General features: G+C 65.5%; 17 protein-coding genes. 8 read left to right on the top strand and 9 right to left on the bottom strand.

From position 1 onward, the window contains the following. Positions 1-201 precede the first annotated feature (201 nt). The 5 genes from mnmE (at position 202) to AC1DE3_RS27230 (ending at position 5,886) form a co-directional block, all read left to right on the top strand. Positions 202-1,530 (top strand): tRNA uridine-5-carboxymethylaminomethyl(34) synthesis GTPase MnmE, encoded by a 1,329-nt coding sequence (mnmE, locus tag AC1DE3_RS27250; protein WP_476781154.1) that lies wholly within the window; start codon positions 202-204, stop codon positions 1,528-1,530. Between the two features lie 75 nt (positions 1,531-1,605). Continuing rightward, on the top strand, positions 1,606-3,498 hold the full coding sequence (mnmG, locus tag AC1DE3_RS27245; RefSeq protein WP_476781155.1) for a tRNA uridine-5-carboxymethylaminomethyl(34) synthesis enzyme MnmG: 1,893 nt from the start codon (positions 1,606-1,608) through the stop codon (positions 3,496-3,498). Next, positions 3,489-4,142, top strand: a complete 654-nt coding sequence (rsmG, locus tag AC1DE3_RS27240; protein WP_476781194.1) for a 16S rRNA (guanine(527)-N(7))-methyltransferase RsmG — start codon at positions 3,489-3,491, stop codon at positions 4,140-4,142. Before mnmG ends, rsmG begins: the two co-directional genes overlap by 10 nt. Continuing rightward, on the top strand, positions 4,139-4,969 hold the full coding sequence (locus tag AC1DE3_RS27235) for a ParA family protein (RefSeq protein WP_476781156.1): 831 nt from the start codon (positions 4,139-4,141) through the stop codon (positions 4,967-4,969). The genes rsmG and AC1DE3_RS27235 overlap by 4 nt, the downstream gene beginning before the upstream one ends. A gap of 32 nt (positions 4,970-5,001) precedes the next feature. After that, complete coding sequence (locus AC1DE3_RS27230; protein ID WP_476781157.1) at positions 5,002-5,886, top strand: ParB/RepB/Spo0J family partition protein; 885 nt, start codon at positions 5,002-5,004, stop codon at positions 5,884-5,886. On the opposite strand, the gene holA is transcribed toward AC1DE3_RS27230, so the two are convergent. Genes holA through leuS form a run of 3 tightly spaced genes read right to left on the bottom strand, consistent with a single transcriptional unit; the run spans position 5,887 to position 10,066 of the window. After that, positions 5,887-6,915 (bottom strand): DNA polymerase III subunit delta, encoded by a 1,029-nt coding sequence (gene holA / locus AC1DE3_RS27225; RefSeq protein ID WP_476781158.1) that lies wholly within the window; start codon positions 6,913-6,915, stop codon positions 5,887-5,889. 6 nt (positions 6,916-6,921) lie between these two features. After that, on the bottom strand, positions 6,922-7,455 hold the full coding sequence (locus tag AC1DE3_RS27220) for a hypothetical protein (protein WP_441514243.1): 534 nt from the start codon (positions 7,453-7,455) through the stop codon (positions 6,922-6,924). Then, positions 7,442-10,066 carry a leucine--tRNA ligase gene (gene leuS / locus AC1DE3_RS27215; protein WP_476797982.1) on the bottom strand — a complete coding sequence of 875 codons (2,625 nt, stop codon included), beginning with the start codon at positions 10,064-10,066 and terminating at the stop codon, positions 7,442-7,444. The genes AC1DE3_RS27220 and leuS overlap by 14 nt, the downstream gene beginning before the upstream one ends. Before the next feature lie 169 nt (positions 10,067-10,235). On the opposite strand from leuS, the gene AC1DE3_RS27210 reads away from it, so the two are divergent. Then, positions 10,236-10,901, top strand: coding sequence for a YggS family pyridoxal phosphate-dependent enzyme (locus tag AC1DE3_RS27210; RefSeq protein WP_476781160.1), 666 nt, complete (start codon positions 10,236-10,238; stop codon positions 10,899-10,901). A 113-nt stretch (positions 10,902-11,014) separates the two neighbouring features. On the opposite strand, the gene AC1DE3_RS27205 is transcribed toward AC1DE3_RS27210, so the two are convergent. After that, the gene (locus tag AC1DE3_RS27205) at positions 11,015-11,392 is read right to left on the bottom strand and encodes a glyoxalase superfamily protein (protein WP_476781161.1); all 378 of its coding nucleotides are present in this window, start codon (positions 11,390-11,392) and stop codon (positions 11,015-11,017) included. Between the two features lie 115 nt (positions 11,393-11,507). Further along, entirely contained in the window at positions 11,508-12,062 is a 555-nt protein-coding gene (locus AC1DE3_RS27200) for a L,D-transpeptidase family protein (protein WP_476781162.1), read from the bottom strand. Positions 12,063-12,144: 82 nt separating this feature from the next. On the opposite strand from AC1DE3_RS27200, the gene AC1DE3_RS27195 reads away from it, so the two are divergent. Further along, positions 12,145-12,831: a response regulator transcription factor gene (locus tag AC1DE3_RS27195; protein WP_476781163.1), complete on the top strand. Its 687-nt coding sequence runs from the start codon at positions 12,145-12,147 to the stop codon at positions 12,829-12,831. 3 nt (positions 12,832-12,834) lie between these two features. Further along, positions 12,835-13,299: a cyclic nucleotide-binding domain-containing protein gene (locus tag AC1DE3_RS27190; RefSeq protein ID WP_476852953.1), complete on the top strand. Its 465-nt coding sequence runs from the start codon at positions 12,835-12,837 to the stop codon at positions 13,297-13,299. An 11-nt stretch (positions 13,300-13,310) separates the two neighbouring features. Here AC1DE3_RS27190 and AC1DE3_RS27185 read toward each other — a convergent pair whose 3' ends face one another. The 4 genes from AC1DE3_RS27185 to AC1DE3_RS27170 all read right to left on the bottom strand — a co-directional run. Next, a complete protein-coding gene (locus AC1DE3_RS27185) occupies positions 13,311-14,246 on the bottom strand; it encodes an EamA family transporter (RefSeq protein WP_476781165.1) in 936 nt (311 codons plus the stop codon). Positions 14,247-14,348: 102 nt separating this feature from the next. Next, the gene (xth, locus tag AC1DE3_RS27180) at positions 14,349-15,164 is read right to left on the bottom strand and encodes an exodeoxyribonuclease III (protein WP_476781166.1); all 816 of its coding nucleotides are present in this window, start codon (positions 15,162-15,164) and stop codon (positions 14,349-14,351) included. A gap of 100 nt (positions 15,165-15,264) precedes the next feature. Beyond that, positions 15,265-16,116: a LolA family protein gene (locus AC1DE3_RS27175; RefSeq protein WP_476781167.1), complete on the bottom strand. Its 852-nt coding sequence runs from the start codon at positions 16,114-16,116 to the stop codon at positions 15,265-15,267. A gap of 182 nt (positions 16,117-16,298) precedes the next feature. Further along, a partial coding sequence (locus AC1DE3_RS27170; protein ID WP_476852952.1) for a DNA translocase FtsK occupies positions 16,299-16,505 on the bottom strand: 207 nt, incomplete at its 5' end.

Raw genomic sequence — 16,505 nt, 5'->3', positions numbered from 1 at the left:
CGAACGGTCGCCTATCTTCGGGCTCCCGCATGGAGCATCGTTGGCCAGTCGCTCCCCAGCTCCACATCGGGCTTCTTGTGCCTACGCGCGATCGGCCGGGACGCGGCCGCACAGCCGGCCCAGAGCATGCAAGCTTGACGCGCTGCCCGGGCAAGGCACAGCTGTGCTGGCACCCCTGATACCGACCAGCGAATGACCAGCATGACGGCTACCGAGACGCACATCTACGAAGCCCATCCGACGATCGTGGCGCTGTCCTCGGCGCCTGGCCGGGCCGGTGTGGCGGTCGTGCGGGTCTCCGGTCCGCGGGTTCGTTTCGTCCTTGAGACCGTAGCGGGAGTCATACCGCCGCCGCGCATGGCGACACTCCGCCGGCTCTCGGATGGAAAAGGTATGGCCGTCGATACGGCGCTCGTCCTGTTCTTCGCGGCACCGGCGAGCTTCACCGGCGAGGATGTCGCGGAGTTTCATGTCCACGGTTCGCGCGCCGTTCTCGCGGAACTACTGGCCATACTGACGGTACTACCGGGAGTAAAACTCGCGGAAGCCGGAGAATTTACCCGGCGAGCCTTCGAGGCCGGCAAGCTCGATCTCGCAGCCGTCGAAGGCTTGGCCGACCTGATCGATTCGGAAACGGAATGGCAGCGCAAACAGGCCCTGCGCCAAATGGACGGCGCCCTCGGCTTCGTCGCCAAGCGCTGGCGCGGAGAGTTGATCGAGGCGATGAGCTTGCTCGCCGCCGAGCTGGATTTCTCAGACGAGGGCGATGTTGCGGGTCCGCTTCAGGATCAGGCACTTGCCTTGGCCGGCGGTGTTCTGATCTCGCTGCGTGAGGCGCTCGGCAGTTTCACCATGGGCGAACGTGTCCGCGAGGGCTTCGTCGTGGTGCTGGCCGGCCCGCCCAATGCCGGCAAATCGAGCCTGCTCAATGCGCTCGCCCGGCGCGAGGTTGCTATCGTGTCTCCGATTGCCGGCACGACGCGCGATGCTCTGGAAGTACGCCTCGACCTGGAAGGTTTGCCGGTGATCCTGATCGATACGGCGGGACTGCGCGACAGCATCGACCCGATCGAGGCCGAAGGCGTCAAGCGTGCACGCGCGCTGGTGGAGCGCGCCGATCTCGTACTGAGCCTGCGCGGGATCGATTCGGATACGTATCGAATCGAGCAAGAAGCTTCGACACTGGCAGTCGCGACGAAGTCGGATCTTGGTGGGGAAGCATTGGCGGGGGAACGTGCGATCTCGGTGAAAACCGGAGAGGGAATCCCTGACCTGCTCGCGGAGATCGTGGCACGGCTGCGCGATCTCGGTCAGACGGAGCCTGCGCTGCTGACCCGTGAACGCCATCGCGTCGCGGTGAGCGATGCGGTCGCGGCGCTGGAGCGTGCGGTCACCGCCGATCATGGCCAGGGTGAGTTGCTTGCGGAGGATATCCGCCTGGCGGTCGTCGCGCTCGAGAGGCTGGTCGGCCGCATCGATGTCGAGGATGTGCTCGACCAGCTCTTCGCCGGATTCTGCATCGGAAAGTAAGCCCGAGCGGATGATCCGCCCGGTTTGTAGCGATTGCCGTTGACCCGCCTCCCCGGCTTCGTTAGCGAAAATGGCATGTCCATCCATCATCAGCAGCACTACGACGTCATCGTCGTCGGCGGCGGCCATGCCGGGGCAGAAGCGGCTGCGGCGGCGGCGCGCTATGGCGCGCGTACAGCCTTGGTGACGCACAAGCCCGAGACCATCGGCGTGATGTCTTGCAATCCCGCGATCGGCGGTCTCGGCAAGGGTCATCTCGTAAGGGAAATCGACGCTCTCGACGGCGTGATGGCCCGCGCGGCCGACCTTGGGGGCATCCAATTTCGCATGCTCAACCGTCGCAAGGGACCGGCGGTGCGCGGGCCCCGCGCCCAGGCCGACCGCCAGCTCTACCGCCAAGCCATGCAAGAGCTGCTCGCCCAGCAGCCCGGTCTCGATATCGTCGCCGGCGAAGTCTTCGACCTCGAGATCGAATCTGGCCGCGTTGTAGCGGTCATCCTTGCGGATGGGCGCCGATTCGGAACCGGAACGGTCGTGCTGACGACGGGGACTTTCTTGCGCGGGCTGATCCATATCGGCGAGACCAAGATCCCGGCCGGGCGGGTCGGTGAGGCACCGTCGCTCGGACTCTCGGCGACGCTGGAGGGTTATGGCTTCCCGCTCGGGCGTCTGAAGACCGGAACCCCTCCCCGTCTCGACGGTCGGAGCATCGACTGGGCTGCACTTGAGATGCAGCCGGGCGACGAGCCGCCAGAGCCGTTCTCGGCGCTGACTACGGCGATCACCAATCCGCAGATTTCCTGCGGTATCACGCGCACGACGCTGGCGAGTCATGAGCTGATCCGCGCCAATCTGCATCGCGCGCCGATGTTCTCGGGTCAGATCGAAGGGCGCGGCCCGCGCTATTGCCCGTCGATCGAGGACAAGGTCGGCAGGTTTGGCGATCGCGACGGACACCAGATCTTTCTGGAGCCTGAAGGGCTGGATGACGACACGGTCTATCCGAACGGCATCTCGACCTCGCTGCCCGAGGATGTCCAGCTGGGTCTGCTGAAGACCATCCCCGGTCTCGAGCGCGCCACGATGCAGCGGCCGGGCTATGCGATCGAATACGATTTCGTCGATCCGCGGGCGTTGAAGAACACGCTGGAGACGCACGCCGTCGGTGGCCTGTTCCTGGCCGGCCAGATCAATGGAACGACGGGCTATGAGGAGGCGGGCGCCCAGGGACTGCTCGCAGGGCTGAACGCGGCACGGTTGGCTGGCGACGCTGAGCCCGTGGTTTTCGACCGAACACAGTCCTATATCGGCGTGCTCGTCGACGATCTCGTCACGCGCGGCGTTACGGAGCCGTACCGAATGTTCACGTCGCGGGCGGAATTTCGCCTGTCGCTGCGCGTGGACAATGCGGATGAGCGGCTGACCGGCTTCGGCACGAAGCTCGGCGTGGTCGGCTCAGCCCGGCATGCCGCCTTTGAGGCACGCCGCGGCGAAATCGCTGCTTTGAGCCAGACCTTGCAGAGCCTGTGGTTGACGCCTCGGCAGGCAGAGGGCGTTGGCCTGCAGCTCAACCGGGACGGAGTGCGACGCAGCGCTTACCAAATCCTGTCTTATCCCGATGTCGGTTTCGAGCGGCTTGCTGCGATCTGGCCTGAGCTGCAGGGTTATTCTGCGTCCGTGACGGCGCGTGTTACCGCGGATGCAGTCTATGCGGTCTATCTCGACCGGCAGGCTGCGGAGATCCAGGCTTATCGACGCGACCAGTCATTGAAAGTTCCGGCTGATCTCGACCTCGACATGATTTCGGGCCTGTCGAACGAGATCAAGGCAAAGCTCGCCGCGCTGCGCCCAGCGGACCTGGCGCAGGCCGGCAAGATCGAAGGCATGACGCCCGCAGCTCTGGCGCTGTTGGCCGCACACGCACGGAAGGGCCGGCTCCCGGCGCCGTTATCCACAGGATCGACGTGACTGTTGAAAAGACCGACAGGCAGCGCGCTTTGCGCTTGACGCCTGTTTCACGTGAAACAGAGGAGCGCCTGGCGCTGCTCGTGGCGGAGCTCGAGCGCTGGCAGGCGGCCAAGAATCTGGTCTCCTCCACGACGCTGGCGGATGTCTGGACACGCCATATCGCGGACTCGCTGCAGATCTTCAGCCTCGCGCCCGAACGCGAACGCTGGCTCGATCTCGGTTCCGGCGGCGGTTTTCCGGGGCTGGTGATCGGTATCTGCCTTGCGGAGCGTGGCCGAGGTCAGATCGATCTTGTCGAGAGCAATGCTCGCAAATGCGCGTTTCTGCGCCACGCGGCGCGGGTTACCGGCGCGCCGGTCAAGGTCCATGCCGCTCGTATCGAGGATGTGATCGGCGATTTCGCGGGCAAGGCCGATGTGGTGACAGCCCGGGCGCTAGCGCCGCTGACGAAGCTCCTCGACTGGTGCGAAGAGCTGTTGAGAACCGGCACTCTTGGGCTCTTTCCCAAGGGACAACATCTAGATGCGGAATTGACCGACTCGGCCAGATATTGGAAGATTCAGGCGACAACGGTTTCCTCCGTGACTGATGATGCCGCGCGAATCCTGATGATCCGCTCGGCCGAGAGACGAGCCGATCCATGACGGAACTCAGATCTGCGCCACCGCAGCGCCGCCCGCGTGTCATCGCGCTTGCGAATCAGAAGGGTGGCGTCGGCAAGACGACCACGGCGATCAACCTCGGCACGGCGCTGGCCGCGATCGGCGAGAAGGTCCTGATCGTCGACCTCGACCCGCAGGGCAATGCCTCGACCGGACTCGGCGTCGATCGCCGTAGCCGGAAGTCCTCGACTTACGATGTTCTCTGCGGCGATGTCGGCCTGGGTCAGGCGCTCCAGCCCACGGCCGTACCGGGCCTGTCTCTGGCGCCCTCGACGCTGGACCTGCTCGGCGTCGAACTGGAGATCGCATCGGCCAAGGATCGCGCTCATCGGTTGAAGAGTGCGATTGACGAATTATGCTACGACCAGCGCTGCCAGGATCTAACTTACGTCCTGATCGACTGCCCGCCTTCGCTGAGCCTGATCACGATAAACGCGATGACGGCCGCTGATGCCGTTTTGGTGCCGCTGCAGTGCGAGTTTTTCGCGCTTGAAGGTCTCAGCCAACTGCTCAAGACGGTGGAGCAGGTTCGCGCGGGACTCAATCCGCGGCTGATGATCCAGGGCGTGGTGCTGACCATGTTCGACCCGCGCAACAATCTGTCGGGTCAGGTCATGGCGGATGTGAAGAGTTTCCTTGGTGATAAGGTTTATGAGACGGTAATCCCACGAAACGTGCGGGTTTCCGAGGCGCCGTCCTATGGCAAACCGGCGCTGCTCTATGATCTGCGCTGCTCGGGTTCGCAGGCGTATCTGCGATTGGCGTCGGAGGTGATCAAGCGGGAGCGCGCTCTGCGCGCCGCGGCCTGACGAAACGAAATGGTGAGGTAACGAGGATGGCGATGGCCGAAGAACAGGGGCGCTCACGCCTGGGCCGTGGTCTGGCGGCGCTGATCGGTGACGTCGGGGAGGAAATCGGCGCAATCGAGCGGGCGCGGGGCCAACGCAAAGTGCCGGTCGAGTTCCTGCGTCCGAGCGCGCGCAATCCGCGCCGCAGCTTCGTGGAGGAGGATCTCGACGAGCTCACGACTTCGATTCGCGAGCGTGGCATTTTGCAGCCGATCATCGTGCGTTCGATCCCCGGCATGGTCGATGCCTACGAGATCATCGCCGGCGAGCGGCGCTGGCGGGCGGCGCAGCGCGCCGAACTGCACGATGTCCCGGTGATTCTGGTCGAGGCGGACGACCGCGAAGCGCTGGAGATCGCGATCGTCGAGAACGTTCAGCGTACCGACCTCAACGCGATCGAGGAAGCTGCCGGCTATGAGCGGTTGATCGCCGAGTTCGGTTATACGCAGAACGATCTGGCACGCGTCATCGGCAAGAGCCGCAGCCACGTCGCCAATACGATGCGTCTGTCGAAGTTGCCCGAATCCGTCCGCAAGATGGTCAGCGAAGGCGCGGTTTCGGCGGGTCACGCCCGCGCCCTCCTCTCCGTTTCGGAGCCGGAACTGATGGCGCGCCGGATCGTCGACGAAGGCATGAGCGTCCGCGATATCGAGCGTGTCGTGCAGGAAGAAGCACGGGGCGAGACGACAAAGAGCGTCGCGCTGTCGAAGCCGAAGGTCGAGAAGGATCCTGATACGCGGGCTCTTGAGAAGGCGCTGGAAGACGCGCTTGGTCTCTCAGTTTCGATCGCGCATCGCGCCAACGGATCGGGGGAGGTCCGGATCGGCTACAAGACGCTCGAACAACTCGACGCGCTCTGCCACCGGCTCAAGGCCTGATCACTCGGGCCGGCCGCTGCGGGCGAGCCGAGCCAACGTCCACAATGTGCGGGTCGCGACGGCGCGACCCATATCGGCATTCTGGCGCGTGGCCAGGATCGCATTGCCGAGTAGGCCGACAGCTTCGTTCAGCTTGGCGCTGGACCAGGCATTCAGTGCAGCCTCGGTTGTGGCAATGCGGGGGTAAGGTAGGCGCATCGTTCCGACGACGTCTCGGACCCCCTTCCCGGCATCGACAGCCTGACGCGCTTTGAGCAAGGCCAGCGCCTGGCGAAGCACCGTGCCGAGCATCACACCGGCGTCCAATCCCTCGCTGCTGAGCTTGGCCTGAGCGAGGTCGAGCACCGGCAGCTTTCCCGCGAAGACCGCATCGACGAGCATGGCCTGCTCGCGCTGGGCGGTGTCGCCGACGATAGCGTCGATGTGCTCTTCCCGCACGGCAGGGTCGGTTCCGACATAAAGCAGGAGCTTTTCGATCTCGCGACGGGATGTCTGGCGGTCGCCGCCGAGAAGACCGGCGAGATGCTCCCGGCTGGTGCGGTCGATCGACTTACCGGCGCCGCGTACCATTTCATCGATGATCGAGCCGAGATCGCGGGCTGCGTCGCCATAGCAGGGCACGGCGAGCGCGGTCTTGGCTCTCTCGCAGGCGGTGCGCAGTGGGTTCGTGCGCTGCAGGTCGCCCGCCTCGACGATGACGAGGGCATCCTGCGAAGGCACCGCCAGCAGCGGCTCGACCGCCGCCAGCAGGGGTTTGGATGTCGGAGAGACGCGGATTGCGCGGCGGCCGCCGAAAAGGCCGATAGTGTTGGCTTCGTCAGCGAGCTTCAGCGGGTCGGCGGCAACGGCGTCGCCATCCATGCGGATGAGCTGGAAAGCATCGCTGGCATCATCGACGCTGGCGCGGGCCAATGTGCCCGCCCGCTCGGAGACGAGCCCGGCGTCAGGTCCGTAGATCAGGACAAGGCGCCAGGCCGGATCGAGGCGCGCCAGTATCCGTTCGGCTTCATGCGCCTTGATCGCGACCATGGCAGGTCAGGAGGTGAGATCGGCGGCGATCTGTCCCCGGATGATCGTGGCGAGGTTCTTCGCGGCGCGGATCTGTGCGTCACGTGCTGCACGCAGCGTGGCGAAACGCTGTCCGGAGCGCTCATAGGGCGCGCGGACGGAATTGGTGCCGGAGGAGACGACTTCACCCGTCCCGATGCGCGTCACTTTCCAGGTTGCGGTAGCGACGAGCACCGCCGAATCGGCGCGGCCATTGATGTAATCCACCGTGACGACCTCGACGGATTCCGCGATATTGGCATCGAGCCTCAGCTTCCTCTGCGCGTCGGGATCACCGCTGCCGTCGAACTCAAAGACGAGCTCGTTACGGAAGTAATGGCCCACCAGGCCTTTGATCTCTGGAATCTCGATGCTGCGAAGCGCGGTCTTGACGCTGCCACCGACCGTGCTCGTCGTGTTCTCGGAATAGAGCGGCTGGAAGCAGCCTCCAGCGAGCGCTGCCGCGGCGAGCACGGCTGCGAGCAGCGTCCGGCGGGAAAGAGCGGCTTCAGACGACGACATTCACGATTCTCCCGGGAACCACGATGATCTTGCGGATGGCGCGCCCTTCGAGGGCCCGCTGAACCGCTTCGCTGGCGCGGGTGGCGGCTTCCACCGCCACCGTATCGGCATCGGCCGGAACCGTCACCTCAGCCCGCTTCTTGCCGTTGAGCTGGACGGGCAGCGTGACGCTGTCGTCCTTCAGCAGTGCGGGCTCGACCTCCGGCCAGGAGGCTTCGCCGACGAGGCCAGGCTGGCGGAGAGCCTGCCAGCATTCCTCGGCCAGATGCGGCATCATCGGTGCCACGAGCTGGGTGACGATCGTGGCGGCTTCAAGCAGCGCGAAGGCGATGTCGGCATCGAGCTCGGGCCTCTCGGCCGCAGCGTCCAGCGCCTTACCGATGGCATTGGTCAGGGTGTAGATATGCGCGACGCAACGGTTGAAGCCGAGGCGCTCGATATCGGCGCCGACCGCGTCGAGAGCGCGATGGCTCGCTTTGCGTAGCGCGAGCGCGGCATCACCGACCTGGGCAGGCTTCTCGGCCTTGCCGCCGGTGCGTTCGGCGATCTCGGCGACGAGACGCCAGAGACGCTGGACGAAGCGGGCGGCGCCCTGCACGCCCTCGTCGGTCCAGATCACGTCGCGATCCGGCGGCGAATCCGAGAGCATGAACCAGCGGGCGGTGTCGGCGCCGTAGGACGCGATGATGTCGTCGGGGTCCACGACGTTCTTCTTCGACTTCGACATCTTCTCGATCGAGCCGATTTCGATCGGAGCGCCGGTCTCGACGTCGAAACCACGGCGGTCGTTTCCGGCCACCTCGATACGGACATTGCCCGGCTCGACCCAGTCGCCATTGGCGGCCCGGTAGGTCTCGTGCACGACCATGCCCTGGGTGAACAGACCAGCGAAGGGCTCGTCGAGGCCGGCATGGCCGGTCCTCTTCATCGCCCGGGTGAAGAAGCGCGAATAGAGCAGGTGCAGGATCGCGTGCTCGACGCCGCCGATATACTGGTCGACCGGGAGGAAGCGATCGACGGCCTTGCGGTCGGTCGGGCTCTCGGTGCGCCACGGGTCGGTGAAGCGGGCGAAGTACCAGGACGAATCGACGAAGGTATCCATCGTATCGGTCTCGCGCCGCGCCGGTTTGCCGCATTGCGGGCAAGCGACGTGTTTCCAGCTCGGGTGATGGTCGAGCGGGTTGCCCGGTTTGTCGAAGGAGACGTCGTCCGGCAGCTTCACCGGCAGGTCGGCATCCGGCACCGGAACCGTTCCGCAGTCGGAACAATGGATGACCGGGATCGGGCAGCCCCAGTAGCGCTGGCGCGAGATGCCCCAGTCCCGCAGGCGGAAATTGACCTTGCGCTGGCCGACCGGGCGGTTGCCGCGGGTTTCGCCCTCGAGCCGGCGCGCGACCTCCTCCTTGGCTTCCGCGATGGTCATACCGTCGAGGAAGCGGGAATTGATCATCCGGCCATCGCCGTCATAGGCGGTGTCGGTGATGACGAAACCAGCCGGATCGGTGCCTTCCGGCGCTACCACAGGGGTATTACCCAGGCCATACTTGTTGACGAAGTCGAGGTCGCGCTGGTCATGCGCCGGGCAGCCGAAGATGGCGCCGGTGCCGTATTCCATCAAGACGAAATTCGCGACATAGACGGGCAACGTCCAGTTGGGATCGAGCGGGTGCACGGCGCGCAGGCCAGTGTCGAAACCGAGCTTCTCGGCCTTGTCGATGGCTTCCTGCGCCGTGCCTGTGCGCTTGCATTCCTCGATAAAGGCCTGCAGCGAGGGGCTCTTCGCCGCGATGGACTTGGCGATCGGATGATCGGGCGCGATGGCGACGAACTTGGCGCCGAACAGCGTATCGGGGCGGGTCGTATAGACCTCGACCTCGTCCTGCCCCGCACCATTCGATTCGAGTGCGAAACGAACCAGCAAGCCTTCGGAGCGACCGATCCAGTTCTTCTGCATCAGCCGGACCTTCTCGGGCCAGCGGGTCAGGCCGTCGAGCGCGTCGTTCAGTTCCTGACCGTATTCGGTGATCTTGAAGAACCACTGGGTCAGCTCGCGGATCTCGACCGGCGCACCGGAACGCCAGCCGCGGCCGTCGATGACCTGCTCATTGGCCAGCACGGTCTCGTCGACCGGGTCCCAGTTGACCTTGGCGGTCTTGCGGTCGACCAGCCCGGCCTTCAGGAAGTCCAGGAACATCTTCTGCTGGTGGCGGTAGTAGCTGGGGTCGCAGGTCGCGAGCTCGCGGCTCCAGTCGAGCGACAGGCCCATCGACTTGAGCTGCTTGCGCATCGTCGCGATGTTCTCATAGGTCCATTCGCGCGGATGGACCTTTTTCTGCTTGGCGGCATTCTCCGCCGGCAGGCCGAAGGCGTCCCAGCCCATCGGATGCAGCACCGAGAAACCCTTGGCGCGCTTGTAGCGCGCGACCACGTCGCCCATCGCATAGTTGCGGACATGGCCCATATGGATGCGTCCCGACGGATAGGGGAACATCTCGAGGACATAGTAGCTCGGCCGCGTGTCGTCGTTCCTCGTCTCGAAAAGCTTGCGCTCTTCCCAGACGGTGCGCCATTTCGGCTCGGACTCTTTCGGATTGTAACGTTCGACGGCCATGTCAGCGGGCAATTCTCTGAGCGGGCGATTCTTGGCGGTTCGCCGGTTCCCGGAGGCAGGCCGGCGCAGGGGCTGAATGCAAAAACCGGATGTCGGAATCTTGCAACCTGCTCTAGGACACCATTGCGCGCACGCGGTCAACGGCGCGCAGGGCATGAGAGGCTGGCAGATGAGCGATACGGTTACGCGTTTGGCTGAGATCCGGGCGGCGATCAGCCGTACCGAGCGCGATTTCGGGCGCAAGCCGGGTTCGGTTGCGCTGGTCGCCGTCTCCAAGACCAAGCCGGCCGAACAGATCATCGAGGTGCTGGAGGCTGGACAGCGCATCTTCGGCGAGAACTATGTCCAGGAGGCCAAGGCGAAGTGGCCAGCGCTGAAAGAGCGCTTCCCCGATGCCGAACTGCACATGATCGGACCGCTGCAGTCGAATAAGGCGCGCGAGGCGGTGGAGCTGTTCGACGTCATCCAGTCGCTTGACCGGGAGAGCCTGGCGAAGGAACTGGCGCGCGAGATGGCGCGGGCCGGCCGCGCGCCGAGGCTGTTCGTGCAGGTGAACACCGGCGAGGAGTCGCAAAAGGGCGGTGTCCTGCCGGTGGAGGTCGATGCCTTCATCGCCCGCTGCCGCGAGGTTCACGGTCTCGCGATCGAGGGGCTGATGTGTATCCCCCCCGCCGACGAGCCGCCTTCTCCGCATTTCGGCCTTCTGGCCAAGATCGCCGCCCGCAACGGGCTCAAAGGCCTGTCGATGGGGATGAGCGCCGACTACGAGGCGGCGATCCAGCTCGGCGCGACCTATGTGCGGGTCGGTAGCGCGATTTTTGGCGCACGGGGATGAATTCGACGTCATGCCCGGGTCTGACCCGGGCATCTCTGCGATAGGGAGGACCCAGAGCCGCCCTGGCATGAGATTCCCGGGTCTGCGTTTCGCTGCGTCCGAGAATTGACGGTCTATTTCAGGGGCTCACCGACATCGATGCGGTTGCCGTCCGGATCCTCGAAGACGAAGGCGCGTAGGCCGTAATCCTTGTCGCGCAGCCCCTTGACGATGCGCAGGCCGCGCTCGCGGACGAGGGAGTGCACCGCGTCGATGTCCTCGACCATCATATGCGCGACGTTGAACGCTGCCGGCCTGTGGCCGGGCTGGAGCGTGAGGTGCAACTCGGCGGCGTCGCGCTTCAGGATCGTGAAGCCGACGGGATTGCCGTTCTCGAAGGTTTTTCGGAAGCCGAGAGCGCCGATGTAGAAATCGCAGGCGCGGGCCATATCGGCGACCGGCAACATCGCGGCGATCCGTCCGAAGCGGAACGAGGAACCCGAATCAGTCATCGCAAATCTCAGATTGGGATCGTGCCGCGACATGGGACGGTGCCCGTGGGCGCGGCCGCTGATCCAAAGAGGATGATCGAGACGGTGCTCGCCGCTGCTTCTAGCCGAATTCGGCCTATCTGACCAGAATCCGGCAATCGCGCGCCAGCCGCGGCAGCACCTTGGCGAAGACATGGCCCTCGACCGCGACGCAGCCGGCGGTGGGCGTGAAGCCGGGGCGGGCCAGATGCCAGAAGATCGCGCTGCCGCGCCCTCGAATCACGGGCCGATCATTCCAGCCGAGCTCAACGACGACGTCGTAGAGATGGTCCTCTCGCTGCAGCCGCTCCTCGGCCTGGCCCGGCGGACGGTCGATCAGCCGATTGTAGCGGCGGTGATTCACGTCGTCGCACCAGGCGTCGCGCGGCCCGATCCGCTTTGACGGCAGCAGCGTGCGCGGCCGAGCCAGGCGGTCGGCCCGGTAGAAGACGCTGCGCAACGGCAGGGCGGTGCGTGGCGTGCCGCCGTCGCCCTCGCGCTTGTCGGTGCGGATGCCGGAGCGACCAAGCGCGCAAGGGAACACCGACGAGCCGGCGATCAGGAAGCCCTTGCGGCGGTCATGGACGGAGGCGAAGACCCGCAGCGATGAGAGTTTGCGCGGGCCTGCGGGGAAGGAAGGGCGGTTTCTCAAGGGGATTCCTGGCTGCCTGACTTGCGATGACGACTCAGCGGGCTCATGTTGCCGTAACGATTGCGTCCGAGCGAACCGTCCCATGTCCGTCGTCCATCATATTCTCCTGGTCGATGACGACCAGACCCTGCGCGATGCACTGGCCGAGCAGCTGGCGCTTTACGAGGAGTTCAGGCTGTCGACGGCCGGCACGGCCGCCGCTGCCGTGAGGGTCGTGCAGGGCGAGCGCGTCGATCTGGTCGTCATGGATGTCGGGCTGCCCGACATGGATGGCCGCGAGGCCGTCAAGGTGATGCGCAAGAACGGCTTCAAGAGCCCGGTGGTGATGTTGACCGGCCAGGGCTCGGACGCCGATACGGTGCTGGGCCTCGAGGCCGGCGCCAACGATTATGTGGTGAAGCCGTTCAAGTTCGCCGTGCTGCTGGCGCGCATCCGCGCGCATCTGCGGCAATACGAAGCGAGCGAGGACGCCATTTTTCAGGTCGGTCCCTACACCTTTCATCCCGGATCGAAGCTGCTCGTCAGCGAAAAGGGCTCGAAGACCAAGCTGACCGAGAAGGAGACCGCGATCCTGCGCTTCCTCTACCGCGCCGGCCGCAAGCCGATCGCGCGCGAGGTGCTGCTGCAGGAGGTCTGGGGCTATAACAGCCAGGTCACGACGCACACGCTCGAGACGCATATCTACCGTCTCAGGCAGAAGATCGAGCCGGATCCCGGCAATGCCCGCCTGCTCGTGACCGATGCCGGCGGCTACCGGCTGAATCCCTGACGGATGGCGCTCGACGACGATATGGCCCTGCTGGCCCGGCAGCCGCTGCTGAGCCTGATGGAGCGCGACGCGCTGCGATTGCTCGCCTTCGYGGCAGAAAGCCGCATCCTGCGTGCCGGCGACGTGCTGTTCCGCGCCGGCGAGCCCTCGGACGGGGCCGTTCTGGTGGTGTCGGGCGCGATCGCCGTTACGGCGCGGGAAGACGGCCAGCCGGCGCAGGAGATCGTCGGCCCCGGCGCCATGATCGGCGAACTCGCGCTCTTCACCTCGGTGCCGCGGCAGGTCACCGCGATCGCGCGCGAGCCGACGCGGGTMATGCGGTTGCCGCGCAGCGTGATGCGGCGCGTGCTCGGCGAATCGCCGGATTCGGCGGAGGCGATCGCCTCAGAGATCAGCACCAGGCTGCGTGGCTTCGTCGGCGAGCTCTCGGCCGTGCAAGAGGCGCTTGCCGCGATCGACCGCAAGTAAGCGCGGTGCCCTCAGGATGATGGCGGATGCCTGGCGGCGCGGATCGCCGCAAAGCGCGGCCAGAGGATGTTGATGCACAGGCCGGACAGGACCAGTCCGGCAGCAAGGAACTTCCAGCCCGGCAGCGGCTCGCCCAGCCAAATGGCGGCGGCACCCATGCCAAAGACCGGGACCAGCAACGCGGTTGGCGCGACCGTGGCGGCGGCATAGCGCGAGAGCAGCCAGCCCCAGACGGCATAGCCGAACATCACATTGCCGACGGCTTGCCAGAGCGCGGCTGCCCAGGCGGCGAGCGGGGCTCCGGTCAGCCCGTCGCGCATCGCCGGCCAACCCTCGATGAGCCAAGACAGGATGAAGAGGGGTGGCACGGCGAAGAGGCTGGTCCAGACGACATAGGCCAGCATGTCGACGCCGGGGGTGCTGCGCGACACGATGTTGCCGCCGGCCCAACAAAGCGCTGCGGCAAGCACGAGGGTGATCCCGAGCGGGGTGGTCGTGCCGTCCGCGTGCCAGAGAATGACGCCGATACCGACCGCGGCGAGCAGCAGGCCAACGAACTGGAAGGGCTGAACGCGCTCACGGGTGATCGCGGCGGCGAGCAGGATCGTGAAGAAGGACTGCGACTGCACCACCAGCGAGGCCAGCCCGGGCGCGATGAAGCCCTTGATGGCGATGAACAGCAGGCCGAACTGGCCGGCACCGATCAGGAGACCGTAGGCAGCGAGCTTGCTCCAGGGAACGGCTGGCCGCTTGAGGAAGAAAACTGCGGGCAGCAGCGCGAACGCAAAGCGCAGGCAGGCGAAGAGCAGGGGCGGGAAATGGTCGACGCCGATGCGGATGACGACGAAATTGGTGCCCCAGACCACCATCACCGCGAGGGTGAGCAGTGCATCGCGCAGGGACAGGGAGGTGGAGAGCGGCGGGTGCAACGGCTTCGGCCACGGCAATGAAAACTGCCGCGGCTATATCACGATGCGTCGGCGGTCCGTTAGGACGACCTGGCATGGCCGGGACGCCGTCCGCTCAGGCGTTGCGCGCCAAAGAGCTTGTCAGAGTTCCAGCGTCACCGTCACCGGGACATGGTCGGAAGGGCGCTCCCAGCCGCGGGCTTCGCGCAGGAAGGCGAGGTCGCGCAGCGTCGGTTTCAGCGCCTCCGACAGCCAGATATGGTCGAGCCGGCGGCCCCTGTTCGACGCTTCCCAGTCCTGCGCGCGGTAGCTCCACCAGGAATAGAGCTTCTCGGGCTCCGGGCGCAGCGTGCGTGCGGCGTCGGTCCAGCCGGTTTCGCTGCGCAGCTTCTCCAGCGTCGTGGTCTCGATCGGCGTGTGGCTGACGACGTCGAGGAGCTGCTTGTGGCTCCAGACGTCGTGCTCGTAGGGCGCGATGTTGAGGTCGCCGAGGAGGATCGCCGGCCGATCGGTCGGCTTCTTCGCCACCCCCCAGGCGCCGAGCTCGTCGAGGAAGGCGAGCTTGTGGGCGAACTTGTCGTTCTTCTCCGGATCGGGGATATCGCCGCCGGCAGGGATATAGAAGTTATGGATGGCGATGCCGGCGGCGGCGCCCGCGGCCTTGTCGAGCGTCACGGTCATGTGCCGGGCGTCGTTGCGCCCGCACATCGACATCGCCTCCTTCTCGCTGAAGGGCAGCTTCGAAACGATGGCGACGCCGTTATAGCCCTTCTGGCCGATGAAGGCCTGATGGGTATAGCCGAACTGCTGGAAAGCCTTGGCCGGGAACTGCTCGTCCGGCGTCTTGGTCTCCTGCAGACAGAGCACGTCGGGAGCGTAGGTCTTCAGGAACTCGCCGACCATGCCGATGCGCAAGCGGACGGAGTTGATGTTCCAACTGGTGACGGTGAGTTGCACGCGAGAATTCCGGCGGGAAGGAGGCCGGAAACTGGGTCGTCGGGGCGCAAAAGGCAAGCCCCGGCGCGAAGTCCGCCTGCGGGTCCGTTGAAAGGGCCGCTTAGAGCGTGCGCTGGTAGTCGATCACGAACTTCTTCGGATCGGGACGGCGCTGGGTGTCGAGATTGTAGAGCGCGACCGAGGTCTCGTAGCCCTGCGGATCGACCACGATCCATTGCCGCAGCTCATTGGCGACGAGATCGTATTTCAGCGTGATCTTCGAGGTGCCGCCCAGCGTCGAGCGGTCCTCGATCCTGACGGAAAGGATGTCACCGTCGATGCTGGCGCCGGTGAGGGTGCCTTCGCGGGCCAGGTCCATGCGCTCGCGCACGAGAAACTTCAGCGGCGTCTGGCCGATCGAGTAGATGTCCTGCGTCGCCAGGCGCTTGTCGCGCACGGCGACCGAGGTGCCGTCGGCGATGACTTCGGTGGTGGCGGGCGGCTCGTACTCGAAGCGCATCTTGCCCGGGCGCTGGATGTAGACGCGGCCTTCGAGCCGCCGGCCATTGGCGGCAAACTGGATGAAATTTCCCTGCAGCGAGGTGAAGCTGTTGAGATAGGCGTTGAGCCGCTCGATCGCCTCTTCCTGTGTGGCAGGGACAGAGCCCTTGGCCTTCGCGGGCGCGGCGGCGTGTTGCTGGGCCTCGGGCGGCTTCGTCGCAGTGGAGCCGGACGAAACCGGCTGCACGGCTGCCGGTTCGGCTGCAGCGGTTCGCGCCATGCCGAGATTGGCGGGGCGCGGCGGCGGCAGGACGATACGCGGGGCAACGGGCTTGGCCGCGGCCGGCTTCGCAGGGGAAGGGGACTGGAGCTGGAGAGGCTGGGCGGCCAGCGGCATAGCCGCGATGACGCCGCCAAAAAACGTCGCCGCCAGAACCATTTTCCGGACCGCCGGGGTCATGTGCTTGAGCAAGCTGCTCCACTCCCTGTGCCTCGGCCAACGCGCTGCCGGGCCTTGCAAGTGCGTTGCGACAAACGGGTCGGCTCAGATTGGCCCAAGGTCAACGCGCGATATGCTGCCGAGGTTGCAGCATCGTCATGGCAATTTGAGGACTGCCCTCCCCGGCCGCAAGGGCCCACAGCCCGTCACGAGCGTCATTCGTCGTGCTGGTTCTGGGTCTCGACGAGGATTTCGCGTTTTCCGGCGTGGTTAGCGGGGCCGACGATGCCCTCGTTCTCCATGCGCTCCATGATCGAGGCGGCGCGGTTGTAGCCGATCTGGAGGCGGCGCTGGATGTAGGAGGTCGAGGCCTTCTTGTCGCGCAGCACGACTGCGACCGCCTGCTCATAGGGGTCGTCCGA

It is taken from the genome of Allobosea sp. 10L417 (assembly GCF_056395485.1).
Note: the sequence above shows the minus strand (reverse complement) of the source record. Positions and strands in the feature narration are given on the sequence as shown.